This is a genomic window from Acinetobacter sp. T_3_1 (assembly GCF_025377055.1).
Classification (GTDB): domain Bacteria; phylum Pseudomonadota; class Gammaproteobacteria; order Pseudomonadales; family Moraxellaceae; genus Acinetobacter; species Acinetobacter kookii.
The window spans coordinates 173,708-193,067 of sequence record NZ_JACHVD010000001.1; the positions used below are offsets into that span (position 1 = coordinate 173,708).

The 19,360-nt window shown below is 44.1% G+C and carries 13 protein-coding genes; 7 read left to right on the forward strand and 6 right to left on the reverse strand.

The annotated features are described in order from the left end of the window. Nucleotides 1-129 precede the first annotated feature (129 nt). Nucleotides 130-888, forward strand: a complete 759-nt coding sequence (locus H4I94_RS00655; protein WP_261180963.1) for a phosphodiester glycosidase family protein — start codon at nucleotides 130-132, stop codon at nucleotides 886-888. A gap of 80 nt (nucleotides 889-968) precedes the next feature. Here the strand turns inward: H4I94_RS00655 and H4I94_RS00660 are convergent, their stop codons facing one another. The 3 genes from H4I94_RS00660 to putA all read right to left on the reverse strand — a co-directional run bounded on the left by H4I94_RS00660 (nucleotide 969) and on the right by putA (nucleotide 6,608). Then, nucleotides 969-1,199 (reverse strand): hypothetical protein, encoded by a 231-nt coding sequence (locus tag H4I94_RS00660; RefSeq protein ID WP_092819423.1) that lies wholly within the window; start codon nucleotides 1,197-1,199, stop codon nucleotides 969-971. A 243-nt stretch (nucleotides 1,200-1,442) separates the two neighbouring features. Further along, on the reverse strand, nucleotides 1,443-2,525 hold the full coding sequence (gene trmA / locus H4I94_RS00665; RefSeq protein WP_261180964.1) for a tRNA (uridine(54)-C5)-methyltransferase TrmA: 1,083 nt from the start codon (nucleotides 2,523-2,525) through the stop codon (nucleotides 1,443-1,445). 312 nt (nucleotides 2,526-2,837) lie between these two features. Next, complete coding sequence (putA, locus tag H4I94_RS00670) at nucleotides 2,838-6,608, reverse strand: trifunctional transcriptional regulator/proline dehydrogenase/L-glutamate gamma-semialdehyde dehydrogenase (protein WP_261180965.1); 3,771 nt, start codon at nucleotides 6,606-6,608, stop codon at nucleotides 2,838-2,840. 118 nt (nucleotides 6,609-6,726) lie between these two features. Between putA and H4I94_RS00675 the strand changes: the two genes are divergently transcribed. Further along, entirely contained in the window at nucleotides 6,727-7,212 is a 486-nt protein-coding gene (locus H4I94_RS00675; protein ID WP_092819505.1) for an Lrp/AsnC ligand binding domain-containing protein, read from the forward strand. A gap of 66 nt (nucleotides 7,213-7,278) precedes the next feature. Here H4I94_RS00675 and putP read toward each other — a convergent pair whose 3' ends face one another. Next, a complete protein-coding gene (putP, locus tag H4I94_RS00680; protein ID WP_261180966.1) occupies nucleotides 7,279-8,817 on the reverse strand; it encodes a sodium/proline symporter PutP in 1,539 nt (512 codons plus the stop codon). 474 nt (nucleotides 8,818-9,291) lie between these two features. On the opposite strand from putP, the gene aspA reads away from it, so the two are divergent. From aspA to H4I94_RS00705, 5 genes are all read left to right on the forward strand, one after another. After that, the gene (aspA, locus tag H4I94_RS00685) at nucleotides 9,292-10,740 is read left to right on the forward strand and encodes an aspartate ammonia-lyase (protein ID WP_261181330.1); all 1,449 of its coding nucleotides are present in this window, start codon (nucleotides 9,292-9,294) and stop codon (nucleotides 10,738-10,740) included. A 139-nt stretch (nucleotides 10,741-10,879) separates the two neighbouring features. Next, nucleotides 10,880-11,251, forward strand: coding sequence for a hypothetical protein (locus H4I94_RS00690; RefSeq protein ID WP_131274007.1), 372 nt, complete (start codon nucleotides 10,880-10,882; stop codon nucleotides 11,249-11,251). Nucleotides 11,252-11,384: 133 nt separating this feature from the next. After that, nucleotides 11,385-14,843 (forward strand): transcription-repair coupling factor, encoded by a 3,459-nt coding sequence (gene mfd / locus H4I94_RS00695; RefSeq protein WP_261180967.1) that lies wholly within the window; start codon nucleotides 11,385-11,387, stop codon nucleotides 14,841-14,843. 233 nt (nucleotides 14,844-15,076) lie between these two features. Further along, nucleotides 15,077-15,511 carry an HIT domain-containing protein gene (locus tag H4I94_RS00700; protein ID WP_092819429.1) on the forward strand — a complete coding sequence of 145 codons (435 nt, stop codon included), beginning with the start codon at nucleotides 15,077-15,079 and terminating at the stop codon, nucleotides 15,509-15,511. Between the two features lie 65 nt (nucleotides 15,512-15,576). Beyond that, on the forward strand, nucleotides 15,577-17,037 hold the full coding sequence (locus tag H4I94_RS00705) for an adenylate/guanylate cyclase domain-containing protein (RefSeq protein ID WP_131274005.1): 1,461 nt from the start codon (nucleotides 15,577-15,579) through the stop codon (nucleotides 17,035-17,037). A 70-nt stretch (nucleotides 17,038-17,107) separates the two neighbouring features. Here the strand turns inward: H4I94_RS00705 and fdx are convergent, their stop codons facing one another. Both fdx and hscA read right to left on the reverse strand, forming a co-directional pair. Further along, nucleotides 17,108-17,446 (reverse strand): ISC system 2Fe-2S type ferredoxin, encoded by a 339-nt coding sequence (gene fdx / locus H4I94_RS00710; protein WP_092819431.1) that lies wholly within the window; start codon nucleotides 17,444-17,446, stop codon nucleotides 17,108-17,110. Nucleotides 17,447-17,459: 13 nt separating this feature from the next. Continuing rightward, nucleotides 17,460-19,322 (reverse strand): Fe-S protein assembly chaperone HscA, encoded by a 1,863-nt coding sequence (gene hscA / locus H4I94_RS00715; RefSeq protein ID WP_092819432.1) that lies wholly within the window; start codon nucleotides 19,320-19,322, stop codon nucleotides 17,460-17,462. Nucleotides 19,323-19,360 lie beyond the last annotated feature (38 nt).

Genomic DNA, 19,360 nt, shown 5'->3' on the forward strand with positions numbered 1-19,360 from the left:
TGTATTTTATTGATGTAGTTTACTGCTTCTTTATAAAAGAATCGACTGTTTGACTCAGCCGATTGTCTTTTATATTAAAGCGATAACGCATATAAAATGATGCAAATAGTGAAGGAATGAGGAGAAGGCATGAAGGGCAGCATATTTTTTCAATCTGTAGCTATTGCTGTGTTCGGTTTTAACTCGATCAGTCATGCACAGGTTGAAAGTCAGCATTTTCAGAATGATGTGCTCGATGTCGATATCGTCAAAATTGATCAGCCAAAAAACCTGCGTTTATTTTTAAACGATGCCAAAACCCATCAGCCTTTGGGTAAATTCAGCGCCGTACAGAAGCAATTAAAGCCATGTGAGAAGCTGTTATTTGCCATGAATGCCGGGATGTATCATGCAGATTATTCTGCTGTAGGTTTATATATAGAAGCATCTCAACAACAGCAAAAACTCAACACGGTAAAACAAGGTTATGGCAATTTTCATATTCAGCCCAACGGTGTTCTAGCGTGGAATTCAAGACAAAGCCTGATTACCAAGACCGAAGATTATCAAAAGCTCAATTTTAATGCCGAATATGCGACGCAATCGGGACCGATGCTGGTGATTGACGGGCAGATAAATCCCAATTTTCTAAAAGATTCAGACTCGTTAAAAATCCGTAACGCTGTCGGGATTAAAGATCAAAGCTTATATTTTGTGATCAGTCGCAATGCAGTCAGTTTTTATCAATTTGCACAATTTTTTCAACAACAGCTTAAGGTGCAAAATGCCTTGTATCTGGATGGTTCAATCTCAAGTGCCTATATTCCGCAGTTAAAGCGTTCAGACTCATTGTTTCATTTAGGGCCGATGGTGGCCTATATCGATCAACAGAACTGTTCTACTGAATAATGAAATTCGCCAGCCATTAAAAAAGGGCAAATAAAAAGGCATTCAGTGAACTAAATGCCTTTATTTAGAGGGTTTAGACTCTATTGTTGAAGTGGTAGATGCTGTAATTCATTTAACTCTTTACGGCTATAACCTCTTGAAATTAAGACTTTCTTAATTCCAATGATGACTTTTTCATCTGTTGCTTTCGTTAAAGCTTCGATCAATTGTTCATTCGATTTACAAGAGCAATCATTTTCGACACAGGAAATCTGATTCTTGTGTTCGTTGTGCTGTTGATTAGCAGAAAACAGCTTTTGCCAAAAACTCATAGAGCCTTCATATGCAACCTAACATAGATCGAAATATATCCAGTTTTTTGAGGAATACAAGCCTATAACAGTGATAAAAGCAGCAATTAGACACAAATTTTTCCGATTCTGACACAATAATTTAACGGGATTATGACAGTTACTGCCAGATGAAGGTTTGTAAACATTTAATTTTCAATATCATAAAAAATGAAGCTCAGTTGAGCTTCATTTGTATATAAAACTAAAAATGAAATAAATTGTTTAAATCTTTTCCATCAACACACCTGACTCGACGTGATGGGTGTAGGGGAACTGGTCAAACATCGCAAATTTGGTCACTTTATGCGTATGCGATAAGGTCTTTAAATTGTCCTCTAAAGTATCCGGATTACATGAGATATAAATGATCCGTTCAAAACGCTGCAGCAGTTTTAATGTTTCATCGTCAATGCCTGCACGTGGCGGATCAACAAATACCGTATCGAAGTCATAGCTGGTGATGTCGATTTCCGCTTCCTGCAAGCGGCGGAATTCACGTTCACCATTATAGGCCTCGGTAAATTCTTCAGCCGATAAACGGGCTACCTGAATATTGTCAATCTGGTTGTGTTCAATATTCCACTGTGCCGCATAGACCGATGATTTGGCCAGTTCGGTTGCCAGTACGCGATTGAACCTGGTGGATAGTGGCAGGGTGAAATTACCGTTACCGCAGTACAATTCCAGTAAGTCTTTATCTGACTGTTCAGCAGCATTACATGCCCATTCCAGCATTTTTTGGCAGACTTGTGCATTCGGCTGGGTAAAGCTGCTTTCGATCTGCTTGTATTGATAAGTACGCTCAAAGACCTGAAGTTCTTCTACGACAAACTCATCACTTAAAACCACTTTTTGACCGCGGCTACGACCAATAATTTTGATCTTCAGTTTTTCAGCCAGCTGTTTTGCCAAGTTTTCCCATTCAGCATCCAGCGGACAGCGATAAACCAATGAAACCAGCATTTCGCCTTTTAATGTCGCCAAAAAGTGAACTTCAAACAAGCGTTTAGACAATACCGCATTGCTTTTCAGTTCTTGCAGCAAAATTGGCATCAGCTGATTAATGCTTTTATCTGCAATCGGAAATTCGTCAATGCGAATGACCTTTTTTTGGTTGTCTTCACTGCGTTCAAACATCGCATAAAACATATCGTCATCAGTATGCCAAATACGGAATTCTGCGCGCATACGGAAGTTTTGTTCAGGCGACGGAAATACTTCTAAAGAAGGAGGATTAAACTCGGCAAATTGAGCAGAAATACGTGCAATCTTGGCATCAAGTTGTAACTGATAAGCTGAAGTCATATGCAGTAAAAATCACAAACACATTGAAAACAGGGATGGTAACAAAGTTTGCATCAGATGACTAAACTTATTCCCCAATAAGCAGCAGAAATATACAGTTTGAACTTAAATTCAAATATGTTTTTTGATCTTGCGTATGAACAAGGCGGAGGTTGATTAAAAGACAAAAATGAGCAGTGTTGGAACGGTTTCGGAATCAAAAAGAAACCAAGTCAACCAGACCAGGGAGAAGTTGACTTGGCAAAGAGGAAACGACAGCTGGATCTGTTGTCCAGCGCTAAAGCTATTTAAATTTAAGTTGAAGTAGAGCTTTTAATTTAAGGTCATCAGGCTGGCATTGCCTCCTGCAGCTGCGGTATTGATGCTGATCGCGCGCTCAATCACCAATCGTTCTAAAGGAATATCGTGATCCAGCGGTTTTAAATGCGTGACGCCGATAATTGCCCCGGAACGGCCAGCAATTTGAGTTTGCAAATGTTGCAGTTGGGCCTGGGTGCCGTGATGCAGTACCGCATCAAAATCGCCGCTTTCGATGTTCCGGATTACGGCAAAACGCTGTGCAATTTCTTTGGGCATTTGAGCCAGATACTTCAGCATAAAAGTATTATCGGCCAGCACCACTGGTTGACTGCCAACCGCAAAAATTGCCGCCAGTTGCTGAATCTGATCCTGTTCCTGCTCTGCCAGAGACAGCACGCGTTTTCTTGGCAACACCACATATTGATTGCTTTCACCGGTCGGGCCTTGCAATTCATAATGATGGCCAGCACAGAATGCAGGGCACGGTTGCAATTGATATTGCGGGAAGGTTTTTTCTGCCCAGGTGTAAAACACGTCATATAAAGGCTGATGTGCTGGCTGTGTAACCTGTGTCTGAGTCGCAAATGGTTGTGCCAGTTTTTTCGCAGAGCAGTGCTGCATCAAACGATACAGGTAAATTGGGCCGCCGGCTTTAGGACCCGTACCGGACAAGCCTTCACCGCCAAAAGGCTGAACACCGACCACCGCACCGACAATATTGCGGTTGATGTATAAATTGCCGACTTCTGCATGTGCAATCACGGTCTGAATGGTTTCATCAATACGGGTATGCAGTCCCATGGTCAGGCCATAGCCTTTGGCATTGACCTGTTCAAGCAGCTGTTCAAGTTGACCGTATCTGTAGCGGATGACATGTAAAACCGGGCCAAATACTTCACGCTGCAAATCGTCCAGATTCGGCAATTCAATCAGGGTAGGCGGAATGAAAGTCCCTTGTGTCAGGCTTTGATCCTGTCCAGGATTCAACATCAGCTGATGTACGGGATGACCTTTAGAGCGCATCTGATCAATATGTTTCTGAATATTGCTTTGTGCCTCAAGATTGATCACCGGTCCGATATCGGTTTTTAATAGCAACGGATTGCCAACGCGCAGTTGCTGCATCGCGCCTTTCAGCATCTGAATGACACTATCGGCATTGTCTTCCTGCACGCAGAGCACACGCAGGGCTGAACAGCGCTGACCGGCACTGTCATAAGCCGAGCTGACCACATCCAGAATCACCTGTTCGGTCAATGCGGACGAGTCCACAATCATGGCATTTTGACCGCCTGTTTCCGCAATTAAAGGAATAGGCTGACCCGACGTACCGAGTCGTTGAGCCAGGGTCTTTTGCAAAATTTTGGCAACCTCAGTGGAACCGGTAAACATGATGCCTTGAATACGCGCATCTGAACTCAATTGTGCACCGACGGTTTCACCCTGACCCGGAAGAAGTTGCAGCACATCTTGAGGAATGCCGGCTTGCCACAAAATTTGAACCGCTTGTGCGGCAATCAGAGGGGTTTGCTCGGCAGGCTTGGCAATCACGGTATTTCCGGCCACCAGTGCCGCCGAGATTTGCCCTGTGAAAATCGCCAAAGGGAAATTCCACGGACTGATGCATAACACCGTGCCCAGGGGCTGAATCACGGCGTCATCATCCAGATCGATCATTTGAGCGGCGTAATAACGCAGGAAGTCGATTGCTTCGCGAACCTCTGCAATGGCATTGGCATAGGTTTTACCACTTTCACGGCAGAGTAAAATCATCAATTCCTGCAAACGCGATTGCATGATATCCGCTGCACGCTGTAAGCAAGCAGCACGCGTGTCTTTCGGTGTATTGCTCCATTCAGCTTGTGCATTCACGGCCTGAACCAGGGCCTGATTGACCTGATCAGCGCTTGCTTCCTGTACATGACCCACGATATCTAGATGATCGGCAGGATTCACAATAAGAAGTGACTGTGGGCTTGTATCAGTTGAGTCATTTTCAAGACCAAGGTTTTTCCCCAAGGCTTTTGCCTGCCATTGATGCTGACTCAGGTTGTGTGCAGTCTGGTTAAGGTCGGTCAGGTCATGATCATTGGCTAAATCCAGACCCGCAGAGTTTGGACGGTTATCACCGTATAAATCAGGGGCCAAGGGAATAGCAGGGTGCTTCTGACCCACCTGTGATTCTTTGACTGCATTTTTCAAAATTTCTGCATGCGGATTTTCAATCAGATCTTCAATTTTTAGGCTTTTGTCGGCAATGCGATTCACGAAAGAGGTATTGGCGCCATTTTCCAGTAAGCGTCGCACCAGATAAGCCAGTAAGGTTTCATGATTGCCTACAGGGGCATAGATACGGCACGGTACACCCAGTTTGTTATCCGTTTTATTGCCCACCACCTGTTCATACAGCGGTTCACCCATACCATGCAGGCACTGGAATTCATATTGACCGTTGTAATATTGGTCCGGATTGGCCAGATGGTAAATGGTTGCCAGGGTCTGGGCATTATGCGTCGCGAACTGCGGGTAAATCTGCTCTGGCGCAGCCAACAGTTTTTTCGCACAGGCAATATAGGAAAGATCGGTATGCACTTTACGGGTAAATACCGGATAGTCCGTCATGCCCTCAATTTGGGCTTTCTTGATTTCACTGTCCCAGTAAGCACCTTTGACCAGGCGGATCATCAGGCGTTTTTGACTGCGTTTGGCTAAGTCCACTACATAGTCCACCACGTAGAAGCAGCGTTTCTGATAGGCCTGAATTACAAAGCCAATGCCTTTCCATTCGGCAAGGCCAGGCTCAAAACACAGTCGCTCCAGTAATTCTAAAGAAATTTCCAGACGTTCGGATTCTTCGGCATCAATATTCAGGCCAATATTGTAGCGTTTTGCCAGTTCTGCCAATTGCAGCACTTTTGGATACAGCTCATCATGCACACGGTCTATCTGCGCGCGCTGATAACGTGGATGCAAGGCGGAAAGCTTGATGGAAATGCCCGGGCCATCATAAACATCTTTGTCTTTGGAAGCCTGACCAATGGCATGGATGGCATTGCTATAATCCTGAAAATAACGTTCAGCATCATGTTCGGTCAGCGCGGCTTCACCGAGCATGTCATAGGAATAGCGGAAACCTTTATCTTCTAAAGGTTCTGCATGTTCTAGCGCTTCCTGAATGGTTTCACCGGTAACAAACTGCTCGCCCATCATACGCATGGCGACATCCACAGCCTTGCGGATAATCCCGCGGCCACTACGTGCCAAAAGACCGGTCAGGATGCCAGATAAACTTTTTTGTTTAGGCGTTTCCATCAGTTTGCCGGTCAGCATGAGGCCCCAGGCAGCCGCATTGACAAACATCAGGCTGCTTTGCCCCACATGCTCTTTCCAGTTACCCTGATTGATTTTGTCACGAATCAGCAAGTCACGAGTGGCACTGTCCGGAATTCGCAGCAAGGCTTCCGCCAGACACATCAGGGCAATGCCTTCCTGAGAGGAAAGTGAAAACTCCTGCAATAATCCCTGTACGATCCCGGCTTTACCATTCGAGCTTTTGCGTTCGCGCAGAGTGTGGGCAAGGTCGAATGCCAGATCATAAATGCGCTGGTTCAGCTGTTCAGAAATCTGGGTATGTTCGAGTAAATGTTCAATACAGTCAGGTTCAGCACGGCGCCAGGCAGTATTTACCTCAACTTCATAATCATTTTTTTCTTTGAATTCGGTAATATATCCAAAGTGAGGTTTTGCCTGGTCAAAGCGGGTTTCAGTGTCCATCATATTCATGCCAACATCCTGTGACTGCCAAATTTTTGTTGAGTAAAATGCTTTATATAATTTATGATTACAGAAAGAATGCCGAATAACTCACTATAATTTTGGTTTATTTTAGAGAATAATGCTGATGCGCAGCCCGATTTTTACCCTGGATCGAACAGATATCAAAATTTTAGATATTCTGCAAAATGATGGTCGGATTTCGAATATCAAACTGGCCGAAGCGGTGAATTTGTCCCCGACTGCGGCCTTGGCCAGGGTACAGAAACTGGCCAAAGATGGGTTTATTCTGGGCTATGAAGCCAAGCTGAATCCTGACATGCTGAATGCCAGTTTTGTGGTTTTTGTCGAGATTTTACTGGACAAAACCACCCCCAATGTTTTGGAAGAATTTTCTGATGCGATCATGCAATATCCTGAAATTGTGGAATGTCACATGATCAGTGGCGGATTCGACTTTGTGGTGAAAATCCGCTGTGCCAATATGGAAGAATTTCGGAAAATTTCAGGGCAGGTACTGTGGCAGCTTCCCGGAATTAAGGAAACACGAAGCTATCCGGTGATGGAAGTGATTAAGGAAAGTTCCAAAATTTATCTGAAAACCAAAGGATAAAAAATAAAACAAAGGGGCTTAATGCCCCTTGATGTTTATCCGGTGAAAGAAATTATCCTGCAATACTTATCTAGCATTCTCGGACTGGGTAGGCAGCTCATTTTGCAATTCTGCCATTTCTTTCTTGTACAATTCGTCTGCCTGTTCAAAACGCTGAATCACTTCTTGCGAAGGTGCTTTTTCTAATAAGCTGACCACGACAATGCTTGTAAATGACAGAATAAAACCGGGAATAATTTCATACAAACCGGTGCTGGCCATGGTGTTTTTCCACACAATCACGGTAATTGCACCGACAATAATCCCCATAATCGCGCCGTTTAAGGTCATGCGTTTCCAGAACAAAGACAGGATAATCAGCGGACCAAATGCAGCACCGAAACCGGCCCAGGCATAGGCAACCAGACCTAGAACCTTACTGTTTGGATTGCTTGCCAGAATAATGGCAAGTATGGCAATCGCCAGTACCATCAGGCGTCCAACCCAAACCAGTTCCTTTTGCGAAGCATTTTTGCGTAAGAATGCCTTATACAAATCTTCCGTCAGGGTGCTGGAGCAGACCAGAAGCTGACAGCTCAGGGTACTCATCACCGCAGCTAAAATGGCGGCCAAAATTACGCCTGCAATCCAGGGGTTAAACAGAATTTTGGTCAGTTCCATAAAGATGGTTTCAGGATTCTGGGAAACCACGCCTGCAAGTTCTGCATGATGCTGGAAGTAGGCAATGCCAATAAAACCGGCTCCGACTGCACCCCCTAGACATAGAATCATCCAGCTCATGCCAATACGACGTGCTGCCGGAATGGTCTTGACTGAATCTGCTGCCATAAAACGCACCAGAATATGCGGCTGTCCAAAATAGCCTAAGCCCCACGCCAGTGATGATAAAATGGCGACCGTACTTAATCCTGAAAGCATATTGGTGGCATGCGGGCGAGCCGTTTCAATCATTGTGGCAAACTGCTGGCTATGATCACCGATGGCCATATAGGCCATGATCGGCGTCAGCAACAGCGCGAAAATCATCAGTCCTGCCTGAAAGGTATCGGTCCAGCTAATCGCTAAAAAACCGCCAATGCATACATAGCTGATGGTGGCGATTGCACTGATCCAGAGTGCCGTCGTGTAAGACATGCCAAAAATACTTTCGAATAATCGTGCACCTGCTACCATGCCTGACGCGCAGTAAATGGAGAAAAACACCAGAATCACCAGAGCCGAGATCATCCGTAATACACGCTTGCGATCCCCAAAACGACTGGTGAAATAGTCCGGCAGGGTTAAGGCATTGTTCTGCACTTCGGTATGCACCCGTAAGCGGCCGGCGACCAGCAGCCAGTTCAGCCATGCGCCAATAATCAGGCCAATTGCAATCCAGGCTTCTGACAAGCCTGAAAGATAGATTGCACCGGGTAAGCCCATGAGCAGCCATCCACTCATATCGGAAGCGCCTGCGGAAAGGGCGGTGACCACGCTGCCCAGACTGCGTCCGCCCAGAATGTAATCTGAAAAGTCGGAGGTGGCTTTATAGGCATACAGTCCTATACCGACCATGGCAATAATATAAAAAATAAATGTGATGAGGGTGGGGTTCAGTTGACTCATGGGCGCATCCTTATGTCTTTATGAATACCATCTTTCCGAGATGAATTTTTGTGCAGGTTCAGTCAGGCGCTGATTCAAACATAAAATTGAAATTACCTTCTGTAACATTTCTAAGGGATTTCATGACGTGTTATGTAGCGGAATGTATTTTTAGATACAATTGATAAAAATCTAAGAAAATAAACAATTTATAAGCCTGGTACTTAATGTCATTCATCTTGTTCAGATAATTGTCTACTGTGAATTGAAAATGTCGTTGAAAGATTTTTATGCCTGATTTTTTAATGATAAAAATTGGAAGCGCTAAGATAGTTTCATGCGATAGTTACAAGTGCTTACACTCGCTACAGAGTCGATGTATTTGGTTAAAGAGCATTGCCAAATAAATATCTTTTTACAATATTTAAAATAGGGCAAAGCCTTAATACTTTTTCAATTGCACAATTCTGGTGCATACATGTGAGTATATTTAAAGTGACAACAGTTCAACCCGACAATACAAGAATAGAACGTGATTTGCTGGGAGCAAAGGAAGTTCCGGCCGCATCTTATTACGGTATTCATACTTTACGTGCTCTGGAGAATTTTCAGATCTCGAATCAGAAAGTGGGAAGTCAGTCCCATTTTATTCGTGCCCTGGCTCAAGTCAAAAAAGCCTCAGCACAAACCAATCTTAAATTTAATAAAATTTCAGAACAGGTCAGTCTGGCTATTCAGCATGCCTGCAATAGCTTAATTGCAGAACCTGAAAAATGGAGTCAGGCTTTTCCCTTAGATGTCTATCAGGGCGGAGCAGGCACTTCCATCAATATGAACACCAATGAAGTCCTGGCCAACATTGCCTTGGAACATTTAGGTTTTCATAAGGGGCAATATGAACATGTCCATCCCAACGATCATGTCAATAAGTCACAATCCACTAATGATGTCTATCCCACGGCTTTACGTTTAGCCACATATTATAGTCTGGATGACTTATTGCTTCCGATCCAGAAACTGGTGGATAGCCTGCATATCAAGGCTGCCGAATTTCAATTTGTATTAAAAATGGGACGTACCCAGCTGCAAGATGCGGTACCGATGACTTTGGGGCAAGAGTTCCGTGCATTTGCTACCTTATTAAAGGAAGATATACGTCTGATTCAGCGTACCCGTGAGCTTTTGCTCGAAGTGAATCTGGGGGCAACAGCGATTGGCACTGGCGTGAATACCCCCCCAGGCTATGCCCATGCTGCAATTCAGTCTTTAAATAAAATTACCGGTCTGAATTTAACGGGTGCAGAAGACTATGTCGAAGCCACCAGCGATTGCGGCGTATTCATTATTTTATCCAGCACCCTGAAACGGCTGGCAGTCAAGCTTTCAAAAATCTGTAACGATTTACGCCTATTAAGTTCGGGACCGCGTACCGGTCTGGCCGAAATTCGCTTACCTGAATTACAGGCGGGTTCGTCTATTATGCCGGCCAAAATCAATCCGGTGATTCCCGAAGTGGTGAACCAGATTGCCTTTAAGGTCATTGGCAACGATTTAACCGTGACCATGGCAGCAGAAGCGGGACAATTGCAACTCAATGTCATGGAGCCGGTAATTGCGGTTGCAATTAATGAGTCGATTGAACTTCTCACCCAAGCGGTTGTCAGCCTTGACCGTAAATGCATTCAAGGTATTCAGGCCAATGAGCAGGTGTGTTACGATGCTGTAATGCGCAGTGTCGGTATTGTCACTTTGCTGGATCCGATTTTGGGACATGCCAAATGCGATGAAATTGGGAAACAGTGCATTGCCGAAAATAAAACTATTCAGCAGGTGGTTTTAGAGCAGAAATTACTGACTCAAGAACAACTGGATGAAATTTTTGCTTTTAGCAATCTGGTTTCAGAAGTCACTTTACAGCATGAAGCTTTGGCACAGGTCGGCTAACTACTGCTACAACAATTTAATGATGACCTTGATAAAAAGGGAGCTGTTTAAACGGCTCCCTTTTTATATGAAAAATAGTGGTGAATATGCTGCAGCACAGGGTTAAAATATTCAGGATTTTTTTCGATGTGTCATGCCCATGCTGAACAAACTTGCCGGACTATTTACAGGTTCAGGACTGCTTAAAAGTTCAAAACCTTCTCCTGAACAGCTGTATCTTCAAGAAAACAATATCCTGTTTGATCCGGAACAAGGCTATATTGTGGACGGAATCGTGGTCAATCAGCTGTCTGAGCGTTTGGCTTATTTTTCCAATCGTAAACTGAACAACTTTGATGATTTAAAAACTTTATATTTTACTGCCATCCTGATTAATGAAAAAATTGACCTGGAAATTGCCAGTCAGCGTTTTGTTGCACGTTTGGGCAACACCGAAGAAAACCTATTACAGTTCAAGCAGATCATTCAGAAACTGAATGACTATTATCGTAATTTTCTGCGTGAAAAATAATCGCATCAACAGCTGCATATTCGGCATCTAAAAGGATTTAGATGCAATCCTTTGCTGTATATAAAAATAACTCAACCAAGAAAAAACCCATGTTAATATACGGTCCATGTCATTTAGACCAAAAGCTATATACATGTTCCAACAAGAAATTTCCCAATTAAATCTGCAACAGTTAAAGGCAGGCGAAAAACGCTGGGTCGGCAATTTGCAAGGTTCTTCGGCCGCTTTATTGTTCAAAGAAATTGCCACACAAAGTAAGCAATTGTTCATTGTTGTTGCCAGAAATAATCAGCATTTGGGACAGTTGGAAAGTGAGCTGGAATTTTACGGGATTAAACCCACCATTTTCCCCGATTGGGAAATTCTGCCTTATGACCGTTTATCTCCGCATCAGGATATCGTGTCTGAAAGACTTTCCATTTTATCCAATATGCCGAAGCAGGGGGTGCTGCTTGTATCTGCGTCTACTTTAGTGCAGCGTGTCGCACCGCCTTCATGGCTGCTGGGTGAACATTTTGATATTCAGGTAGGACAGAAATTTGGACTGGAACAGCAGAAACTGCGTTTGGTTCAGGCCGGTTATCATCTGGTCGATACCGTTTATGATCATGGTGAATTTGCCATGCGTGGCAGCATTATGGATATTTACGCGTCTGGTCAAAGCGCGCCCATCCGTATCGATTTATTTGATGATGAAATTGAAAGCTTAAAATTTTTTGATCCTGAAACCCAAAGAACCACTCAAAACTTACCACAGTTTTCTGTATTGCCCGCCAAGGAATTTCCGCTTAAAGAAGGACGGGCAACCTTCCGTGACCGCTATGCTGAAAGTTTTCCTCATGCAAATCCCAAAAAGAATCCGCTTTATCAGGATGTACTTGAAGGCATTGCATCGCCGGGACTGGAGTTTTATTTCCCTTTATTCTTCAGCAAAGAAGCGATGCAAACCCAAAGCACGCTCATGGCGTACTTACCCAAGAATGGCATTGTCATTACAGACAAGCATCTGGATGAAGGTTTAAGCAATTTTTGGAATGATGTACTGCGCCGTTATGAAGATCGCCGTCATAATGTCGAGCAGCCTATTTTGCCGCCGGAAGACATCTTTTTGCAGCCGAATCAGGTGCTGGAACAGCTGAATCAGTTTGCCAGAATTATTGCCTCAACAGAAACATTCGCTGAAAAAAGCGGTGTGATTAATTTCAATACGGAAATTCCACCGCGCTTACCAGTAGATCCAAAACAGGAAAAACCGTTTTCTGCGGTTAAAAAATATATTGATGCTGCCAATCATCCAGTCCTGCTGGTGGCTGAAAGTGCTGGCCGTCGTGAAACACTCAAGGATGCCTTGCGTCCAGCGCTGGGAGACATTCCCAATGTTGAAAATTATGCACAATTCAGAAGCTCTTTACATGCTATAGCCATTACCAGTGCACCGTTGGATCGGGGTCTGGTCATTCCTGATCAGCTTACCATCATCTCGGAAAACCAGCTCTATGAACATCGGGTGGTGCAGCGCCGCCGCAAGCGTCAGCAAGAAGTATCCGAAGAATTCCTGATTCGCAGTTTAACTGAACTGAGTATTGGTGCACCTGTGGTGCATATCGATCATGGTGTGGGACGTTATGCTGGCCTAGTCACTTTAAGTATTGACGACCAGGAACATGAGTTTTTACAGCTGGATTATGCCGACGCTGCCAAGGTCTATGTTCCGGTCACCAACTTGCATCTGATCAGCCGTTATAGTGGTGGTGATCCTGATCTGGCGCCATTACATAAATTGGGCACCGATGCCTGGAACAAGGCCAAACGTAAAGCGCTGGAACAGATTCATGATGTGGCAGCAGAACTGTTGCATATTCAGGCGCGTCGCCAGTCTAAACCGGGCTTTAGCTTTGAACTGGAACAAAGTCCTTATATGCAGTTTGCCAGCGGCTTTGCCTATGAAGAAACCCTGGATCAGGCCAATGCCATTGAAGCGACTTTGCACGACATGCAAATGGCAAAACCCATGGATCGTCTGGTGTGTGGCGATGTCGGTTTTGGTAAGACTGAGGTTGCGATGCGCGCGGCATTCGTGGCGGTACAGAACAATAAACAGGTGGCGGTTCTTGTTCCGACCACACTGTTGGCACAGCAGCACTATGAATCATTTAAAGACCGTTTTGCTGACTGGCCTGTGCGCATAGAAGTGTTGTCACGTTTTGGTTCGAGTAAATCACACACGAAAACCATTGAAGACCTGGCTGATGGTAAAGTCGATATTGTGATTGGTACACATAAAATTTTGCAGCAGAATATCCAGTTTAAAAATCTGGGCCTGATGATTGTCGATGAAGAGCATCGTTTTGGGGTACGTGATAAAGAACGTATTAAAGCTATGCGTGCAGATGTCGATATGCTCACCCTGACCGCGACGCCAATTCCACGAACTTTAAATATGGCCTTTAGCGGGATGCGCGACCTTTCGATTATCGCTACACCGCCTGCACGTCGTCTGGCTGTGAAAACCTTTGTACAGGAACAGACCAGTGAATCCATTAAAGAGGCGATTCTGCGTGAATTGCTGCGCGGTGGACAGGTATATTTCCTGCATAATGAAGTGGATACCATTGAGCGTACTGCTGAAAATATTCGTGAACTGGTGCCTGAGGCCCGGGTGGCGGTTGCTCATGGCCAAATGCGGGAACGTGAACTGGAGCAGGTGATGCAGCAGTTCTATCATAAAGAATACAATGTGCTGGTCTGTTCAACCATTATTGAAACCGGGATTGACGTTCCCAATGCCAATACCATTTTAATTGAACGCGCTGATAAGCTGGGACTTGCCCAGTTGCACCAATTACGGGGCCGTGTCGGACGTTCACACCATCAAGCTTATGCCTACTTGCTGGTACCTTCAATCAAGGGGTTAAAGGGAGATGCAGAGAAACGTCTGGATGCGATTCAGCGCGCATCGAATTTAGGGGCCGGTTTCATGCTGGCGACGGAAGATCTGGAAATTCGTGGTGCCGGTGAACTGTTGGGCGAACAGCAAAGTGGCTCCATGCAGGCGATTGGTTATAGCCTGTATATGGAAATGCTGGAAAAAGCCACCAAAGCCATCCAAAAAGGCAAAACCCCGAATTTCGATGCACCATTGTCCCTGATTGCGGAAATCAATCTACATATGCCAGCCTTGATTCCAGATGAATATCTGGGAGATGTGCATCAGCGCCTATTGTTCTATAAACGCATCAGTAATACCGATACCCAGGAAAAACTCGACAATATCCGGATGGAACTGATTGACCGGTTTGGCGTGCCGCCGCAGCCAGTGAAGCAGCTGTTTGCTGTGCATCAAATCCGTTTAAAAGCGGAGCAGCTGGGCATCACCAAGATTGATATTGGTTCTCAGGGTGGACATATCGAATTTTCACCCGAAACACCGGTACAAGCCATCAGTATTATTCAAATGATGCAAAAACATCCGACCTTTTTCCGTATGGATGGCGGGCAACGCCTGAAAATCATGGTTATGCTGGAAGATTACCAAAAACGTATTCAGTTTATTGTCGATTTAATGGACAGTTTGTTAAAAGAAATTCATTGATTTGACAGGGAGTGCATAATATTTACGCATTCCCTTTGCAATTTGATCGGATTTTAAAAGATAGTGCGATGAAGCGCTTGATTTTTTAAAGAAATTTATTAAATTCGTGAATGTTCACGTATTCGCTGTAAATAGTGGTTTATTTGTAATGAAACACATTGCATAGAATATTCACGTCCCATTGTATGTGATAGTATTAGCCATCATTCTAATTTTGCATAATTTATAAAGATATGTTTAGTTTGCATCCACAACTTGCTCAAGATACTTTTTTTGTAGGCGACTTTCCACTGTCAACATGTCGTTTAATGAATGATATGCAATTTCCGTGGCTCATATTAATTCCACGCGTACCAGGCGTGAGCGAGTTATATGAATTAAGTCAGGCTGACCAGGAACAGTTCCTGCGTGAATCTAGCTGGTTATCGAGTCAGCTTTCACGCGTATTCCGCGCAGACAAAATGAACGTGGCAGCCCTTGGAAATATGGTTCCACAATTGCATTTTCATCATGTCGTGCGTTACCAGAATGACGTTGCTTGGCCAAAACCGGTCTGGGGTACACCAGCAGTTCCTTATACCAATGAAGTTCTTGCACATATGCGTCAAACCTTGATGCTGGCACTACGTGGTCAGGGTGATATGCCATTTGACTGGCGTATGGATTAATTCCTGCCTATTGAAAGCCATAGTATGGAATTTATGGTGTAAAGACTCGGATCAGGAGTGATTGAGTGTCATTAGACGACTGGATTAGAAAAGAGCCCAGACAATTTGAATATTTCCATCGCTTGATGGGATATATGATGTTGTCTTTACTTGTGATTGTCTACCATTACACGGCTTCTGACACCCAATATCAGATTTATATTCCTTTTTTCCTGCTGCTGGTTTTTCTGGTTACACCGAGATTATCGAACTGGCTCCAGTATCGCTTTAATTCCAATATAAAACGCAGTGTCTTGTTTATTACCGATGTCGTTGTTATTTCGGTTATTTTATCTGCCATTCATTTAAACCTGGTTCTGACTTTTATTTCAATATTTGTCATTTTATATACCGCAATCACCAACAAGATTTCATTTTTAGCGGTGTCATTGGCAAGCCTGATTGGAATCGCAAATTTTTATCTGTGTAATATTCTGATTTTTGGTTTTGGTGAGTATTTTGAACAAACTACCGGTGAGTTAACTGTTTTAGGTTTTATCTGTTTAATCACCTTTTTTGGTGTGGGCAGTTTTTACCAAAGCAGCCAGATTCAACATATCAGTAATCGCCGAACCTATTATTACGATCAAATGAATCGTTATATGGAATTCGCAAATCAGCTGAGCCGCTATGCACCTGTGCAGTTGTGGCAGTCAATCATGAAAGGGGAATCGGAAGCCAAAATTGAATACAAACGCAAGAAAATGACCATTTTCTTTTCAGATATTCAAGGTTTTACCGAGCTTTCAGAAACCCTGATTCCAGACGATTTAGCCTTCCTGCTGAATGACTATTTAAGTCATATGACTGAAATTGCCAGACAGTATGAAGCGACTGTCGACAAGTTTATGGGGGATGCCATTCTGATTTTCTTTGGTGACCCAATCTCGCAAGGTGTGGAGCAGGATGCAAAAACCTGTCTGGACATGGCGATCGATATGCGTCAGCAAATGAAACTGCTGCGTGAGCGCTGGATTAAAATGGGCTATCCGGCCCTACATATCCGTATGGGGATCAGTACCGGATATTGTCACGTAGGGAACTATGGCGCAGCACATCGTATGGCATATACCATTGTGGGACGTGATGCCAATTTGGCCGCGCGTCTGCAAAGTGCCGCAGCAGTCGACGAAATCCTGATTTCTGATGAAACCTATAATTTAATTAAAAATGACTATTTATGTGCGCCTAAAGCACCGATTCGGCTTAAAGGCATTCAAGGTCCGGTGAAGACCTGGCAAGTCATGGAAAAATATACTTCGCGCAAATCGGATTATCAGCGCTGGTTTGATTATGAGTACAAGGGTTTCCATTTATTGCTGAATCTGGATGAAGTTCAAAACTATGAATATCCGGAGTTGATTCAAGTGCTGGAGAAGATGATCAAGCGTATTGAAAAGCAGCAAAAAATGACCAATTCAGAAGGTATAGTCCGACTGAATCTGGAAGATGTGGTTGAAGATGAGAAAGACGAGCAGTATCACTAAAAACGTAATTTAGATGAAGTCTAAAGATGAAAAAACCACGCGATTGCGTGGTTTTTTATGGCTAAAAATCTTAATGATTTTCTGAAGCATGGTTAATGGTATATTTTGGAATTTCCACTTCTAGATCTTCATCCACGATTTTTACCTGGCATGAAAGACGTGAATCCGGTTCCAAGCCCCAGGCACGATCCAGTAAATCTGCTTCAACATCAGACATTTCTTCAAGGCTGTCAAAACCTTTTCGAACCACGACATGGCACGTGGTACATGCGCAGGACATATCGCATGCATGTTCAATCTTAATGCCATTTTTTAACAGGCTTTCGCACAGGTTGGCATTCTGTTCGACTTCAAACTCGGCACCATTCGGGCAAATTTGCGCATGTGGAAGAACTTTAATACGTGGCATAATTTTTTCCTGTTTAGTTGTCCGAGTTTGACCAGTCATCAAGTTTAGTGCCTTTCAGGGCTGCATCAATATGTTGATTCATACGTGCAGCAGCAAAAGCATCACTGTGTATTTTAAGCTGTTCTACAGCCTGTTCAATCGCTTTGATATCGGTGGTTTCGAGTTGAGCCTCAAGTTGAGCCTTGGCTTGATTCAAGGAGGCTAACTGTTCAGCAGTTAATAGCTGGGCATCCACTTTCAGGGCTTGTTCCAACGCTTCCAGTTCACGTTTTGCCTCAACCTTGGTTTCCTGTAAATGACGAAGGTTCTTATCTTCTTCAGCATATTTGAAACCGTCAATCAGTAAGCGTTCGGTATCGGCATCGGATAAACCATAAGAAGGTTTAATGTCGATTTGCGCATGTACACCAGACGTGGTTTCTTTAGCCGAAACAGTCAACAAGCCATCGGCATCAACCTGGAAAGTGACTTCAATACGTGCCTGACCAGCCGTCATTGGTGGAATGCCATGCAAGACAAAGCGACCCAAGCTACGGCAATGTTCCACCAGATCACGTTCACCTTGTACCACATGAATCAGCATGGCGGTCTGGCCATCCTGATAGGTGGTAAATTCCTGGCGACGCGCGACTGGAATGGCAGTGTTGCGTGAGATTAAACGTTCAACCAGACCACCCATGGTTTCCAGACCAAGAGAAAGCGGAGTAACGTCCAATAACAAAGAACCATCTTTGGAATTGCCAATCAGTTGATTCGCTGTAATTGATGCACCAATCGCAACCACTTCATCCGGGTTAATTGTGCATAGCGGTTCCTGATTGAAGACTTCACGAACCGCTTTTTGCACTGCATAAGAACGGGTAGACCCGCCCACAAGCACGACATTTTTAATATCATCCAGCTCAAGTTTGGCATCACGCATCACACGCTTACATACGCTGATGGTTTTATCCAAAGCCACTTTAATGATGTCCTCAAATGTAGCACGGTCTAAACTCAGAACCTGATCTAATACTTTCAGCTCAACTGAGTCGGCATCTGACAAGGCTTCTTTGGCTTTACGTGCAGAAACAATAAAATGTGCATATTCGGCATCATCTAGGGTTTCAATATTCAGCTGTTTTTTAGCCCATTTCACAATCAGGCGATCCAGGTCATCACCACCTAAAGCAGTATGTCCGCCAGTCGCCAAAACTTCAAAAACACCTTGTGAGAAACGCAGGATTGATACGTCAAAAGTACCGCCACCCAGGTCATAGATCACATAGTTTTGATCGTGAGCTAAATTGGTTTCCTGATCCAGACCATAAGCTACAGCCGCGGCAGTGGGTTCATTGAGTAGACGTAAAACATTCAGACCCGCCAGTTGTGCAGCATCCCGTGTTGCCTGACGTTGTGCCTCATCAAAATAGGCTGGAACCGTAATCACGGCACCATTCACTTCATTTTTTAAACTTTCTTCTGCACGGTCTTTCAGCTGTTTTAAAATTTCTGCTGAAATCTCCACAGGTGTTTTACGGCCTTGTGCAGTTTCAAAAGCAGGCATCTGGTTGTCTTCACCCACCAAAGTATAAGGGTGCTGGAATTTTATGTCCGCTTTGGAACGACCCATAAAACGTTTTACTGAAACAATGGTATTTTTGGGATCTGTGGTAATAAAAGGCTTGGCTTCGTCACCATAATGCGTGTTGTTATGGCTATAGTGAACAATGGACGGAAGTAACACGCGACCTTGTTCGTCGTTGAGGACTTTGGCTTGACCTGAAAGTACCGTGGCAACCAATGAATGCGTCGTACCCAGGTCGATACCAATGGCAATGCGGTGTTCATGCGGTGCACTTGATTGACCGGGTTCTGCAATTTGCAAGAGAGCCATTGTGTTACATCCTTAGAACTAAAATTAAAAATAAAATC

Coding starts and splice junctions, on each gene's coding strand:
- H4I94_RS00655 (WP_261180963.1), top strand. CDS start 130: ATGAAGGGCAGCATATTTTTTCAATCTGTAGCTATTGCTGTGTTCGGT.
- H4I94_RS00660 (WP_092819423.1), bottom strand. CDS start 1,199: ATGAGTTTTTGGCAAAAGCTGTTTTCTGCTAATCAACAGCACAACGAA.
- trmA (WP_261180964.1), bottom strand. CDS start 2,525: ATGACTTCAGCTTATCAGTTACAACTTGATGCCAAGATTGCACGTATT.
- putA (WP_261180965.1), bottom strand. CDS start 6,608: ATGAATATGATGGACACTGAAACCCGCTTTGACCAGGCAAAACCTCAC.
- H4I94_RS00675 (WP_092819505.1), top strand. CDS start 6,727: ATGCGCAGCCCGATTTTTACCCTGGATCGAACAGATATCAAAATTTTA.
- putP (WP_261180966.1), bottom strand. CDS start 8,817: ATGAGTCAACTGAACCCCACCCTCATCACATTTATTTTTTATATTATT.
- H4I94_RS00690 (WP_131274007.1), top strand. CDS start 10,880: ATGCTGAACAAACTTGCCGGACTATTTACAGGTTCAGGACTGCTTAAA.
- mfd (WP_261180967.1), top strand. CDS start 11,385: ATGTTCCAACAAGAAATTTCCCAATTAAATCTGCAACAGTTAAAGGCA.
- H4I94_RS00700 (WP_092819429.1), top strand. CDS start 15,077: ATGTTTAGTTTGCATCCACAACTTGCTCAAGATACTTTTTTTGTAGGC.
- fdx (WP_092819431.1), bottom strand. CDS start 17,446: ATGCCACGTATTAAAGTTCTTCCACATGCGCAAATTTGCCCGAATGGT.
- hscA (WP_092819432.1), bottom strand. CDS start 19,322: ATGGCTCTCTTGCAAATTGCAGAACCCGGTCAATCAAGTGCACCGCAT.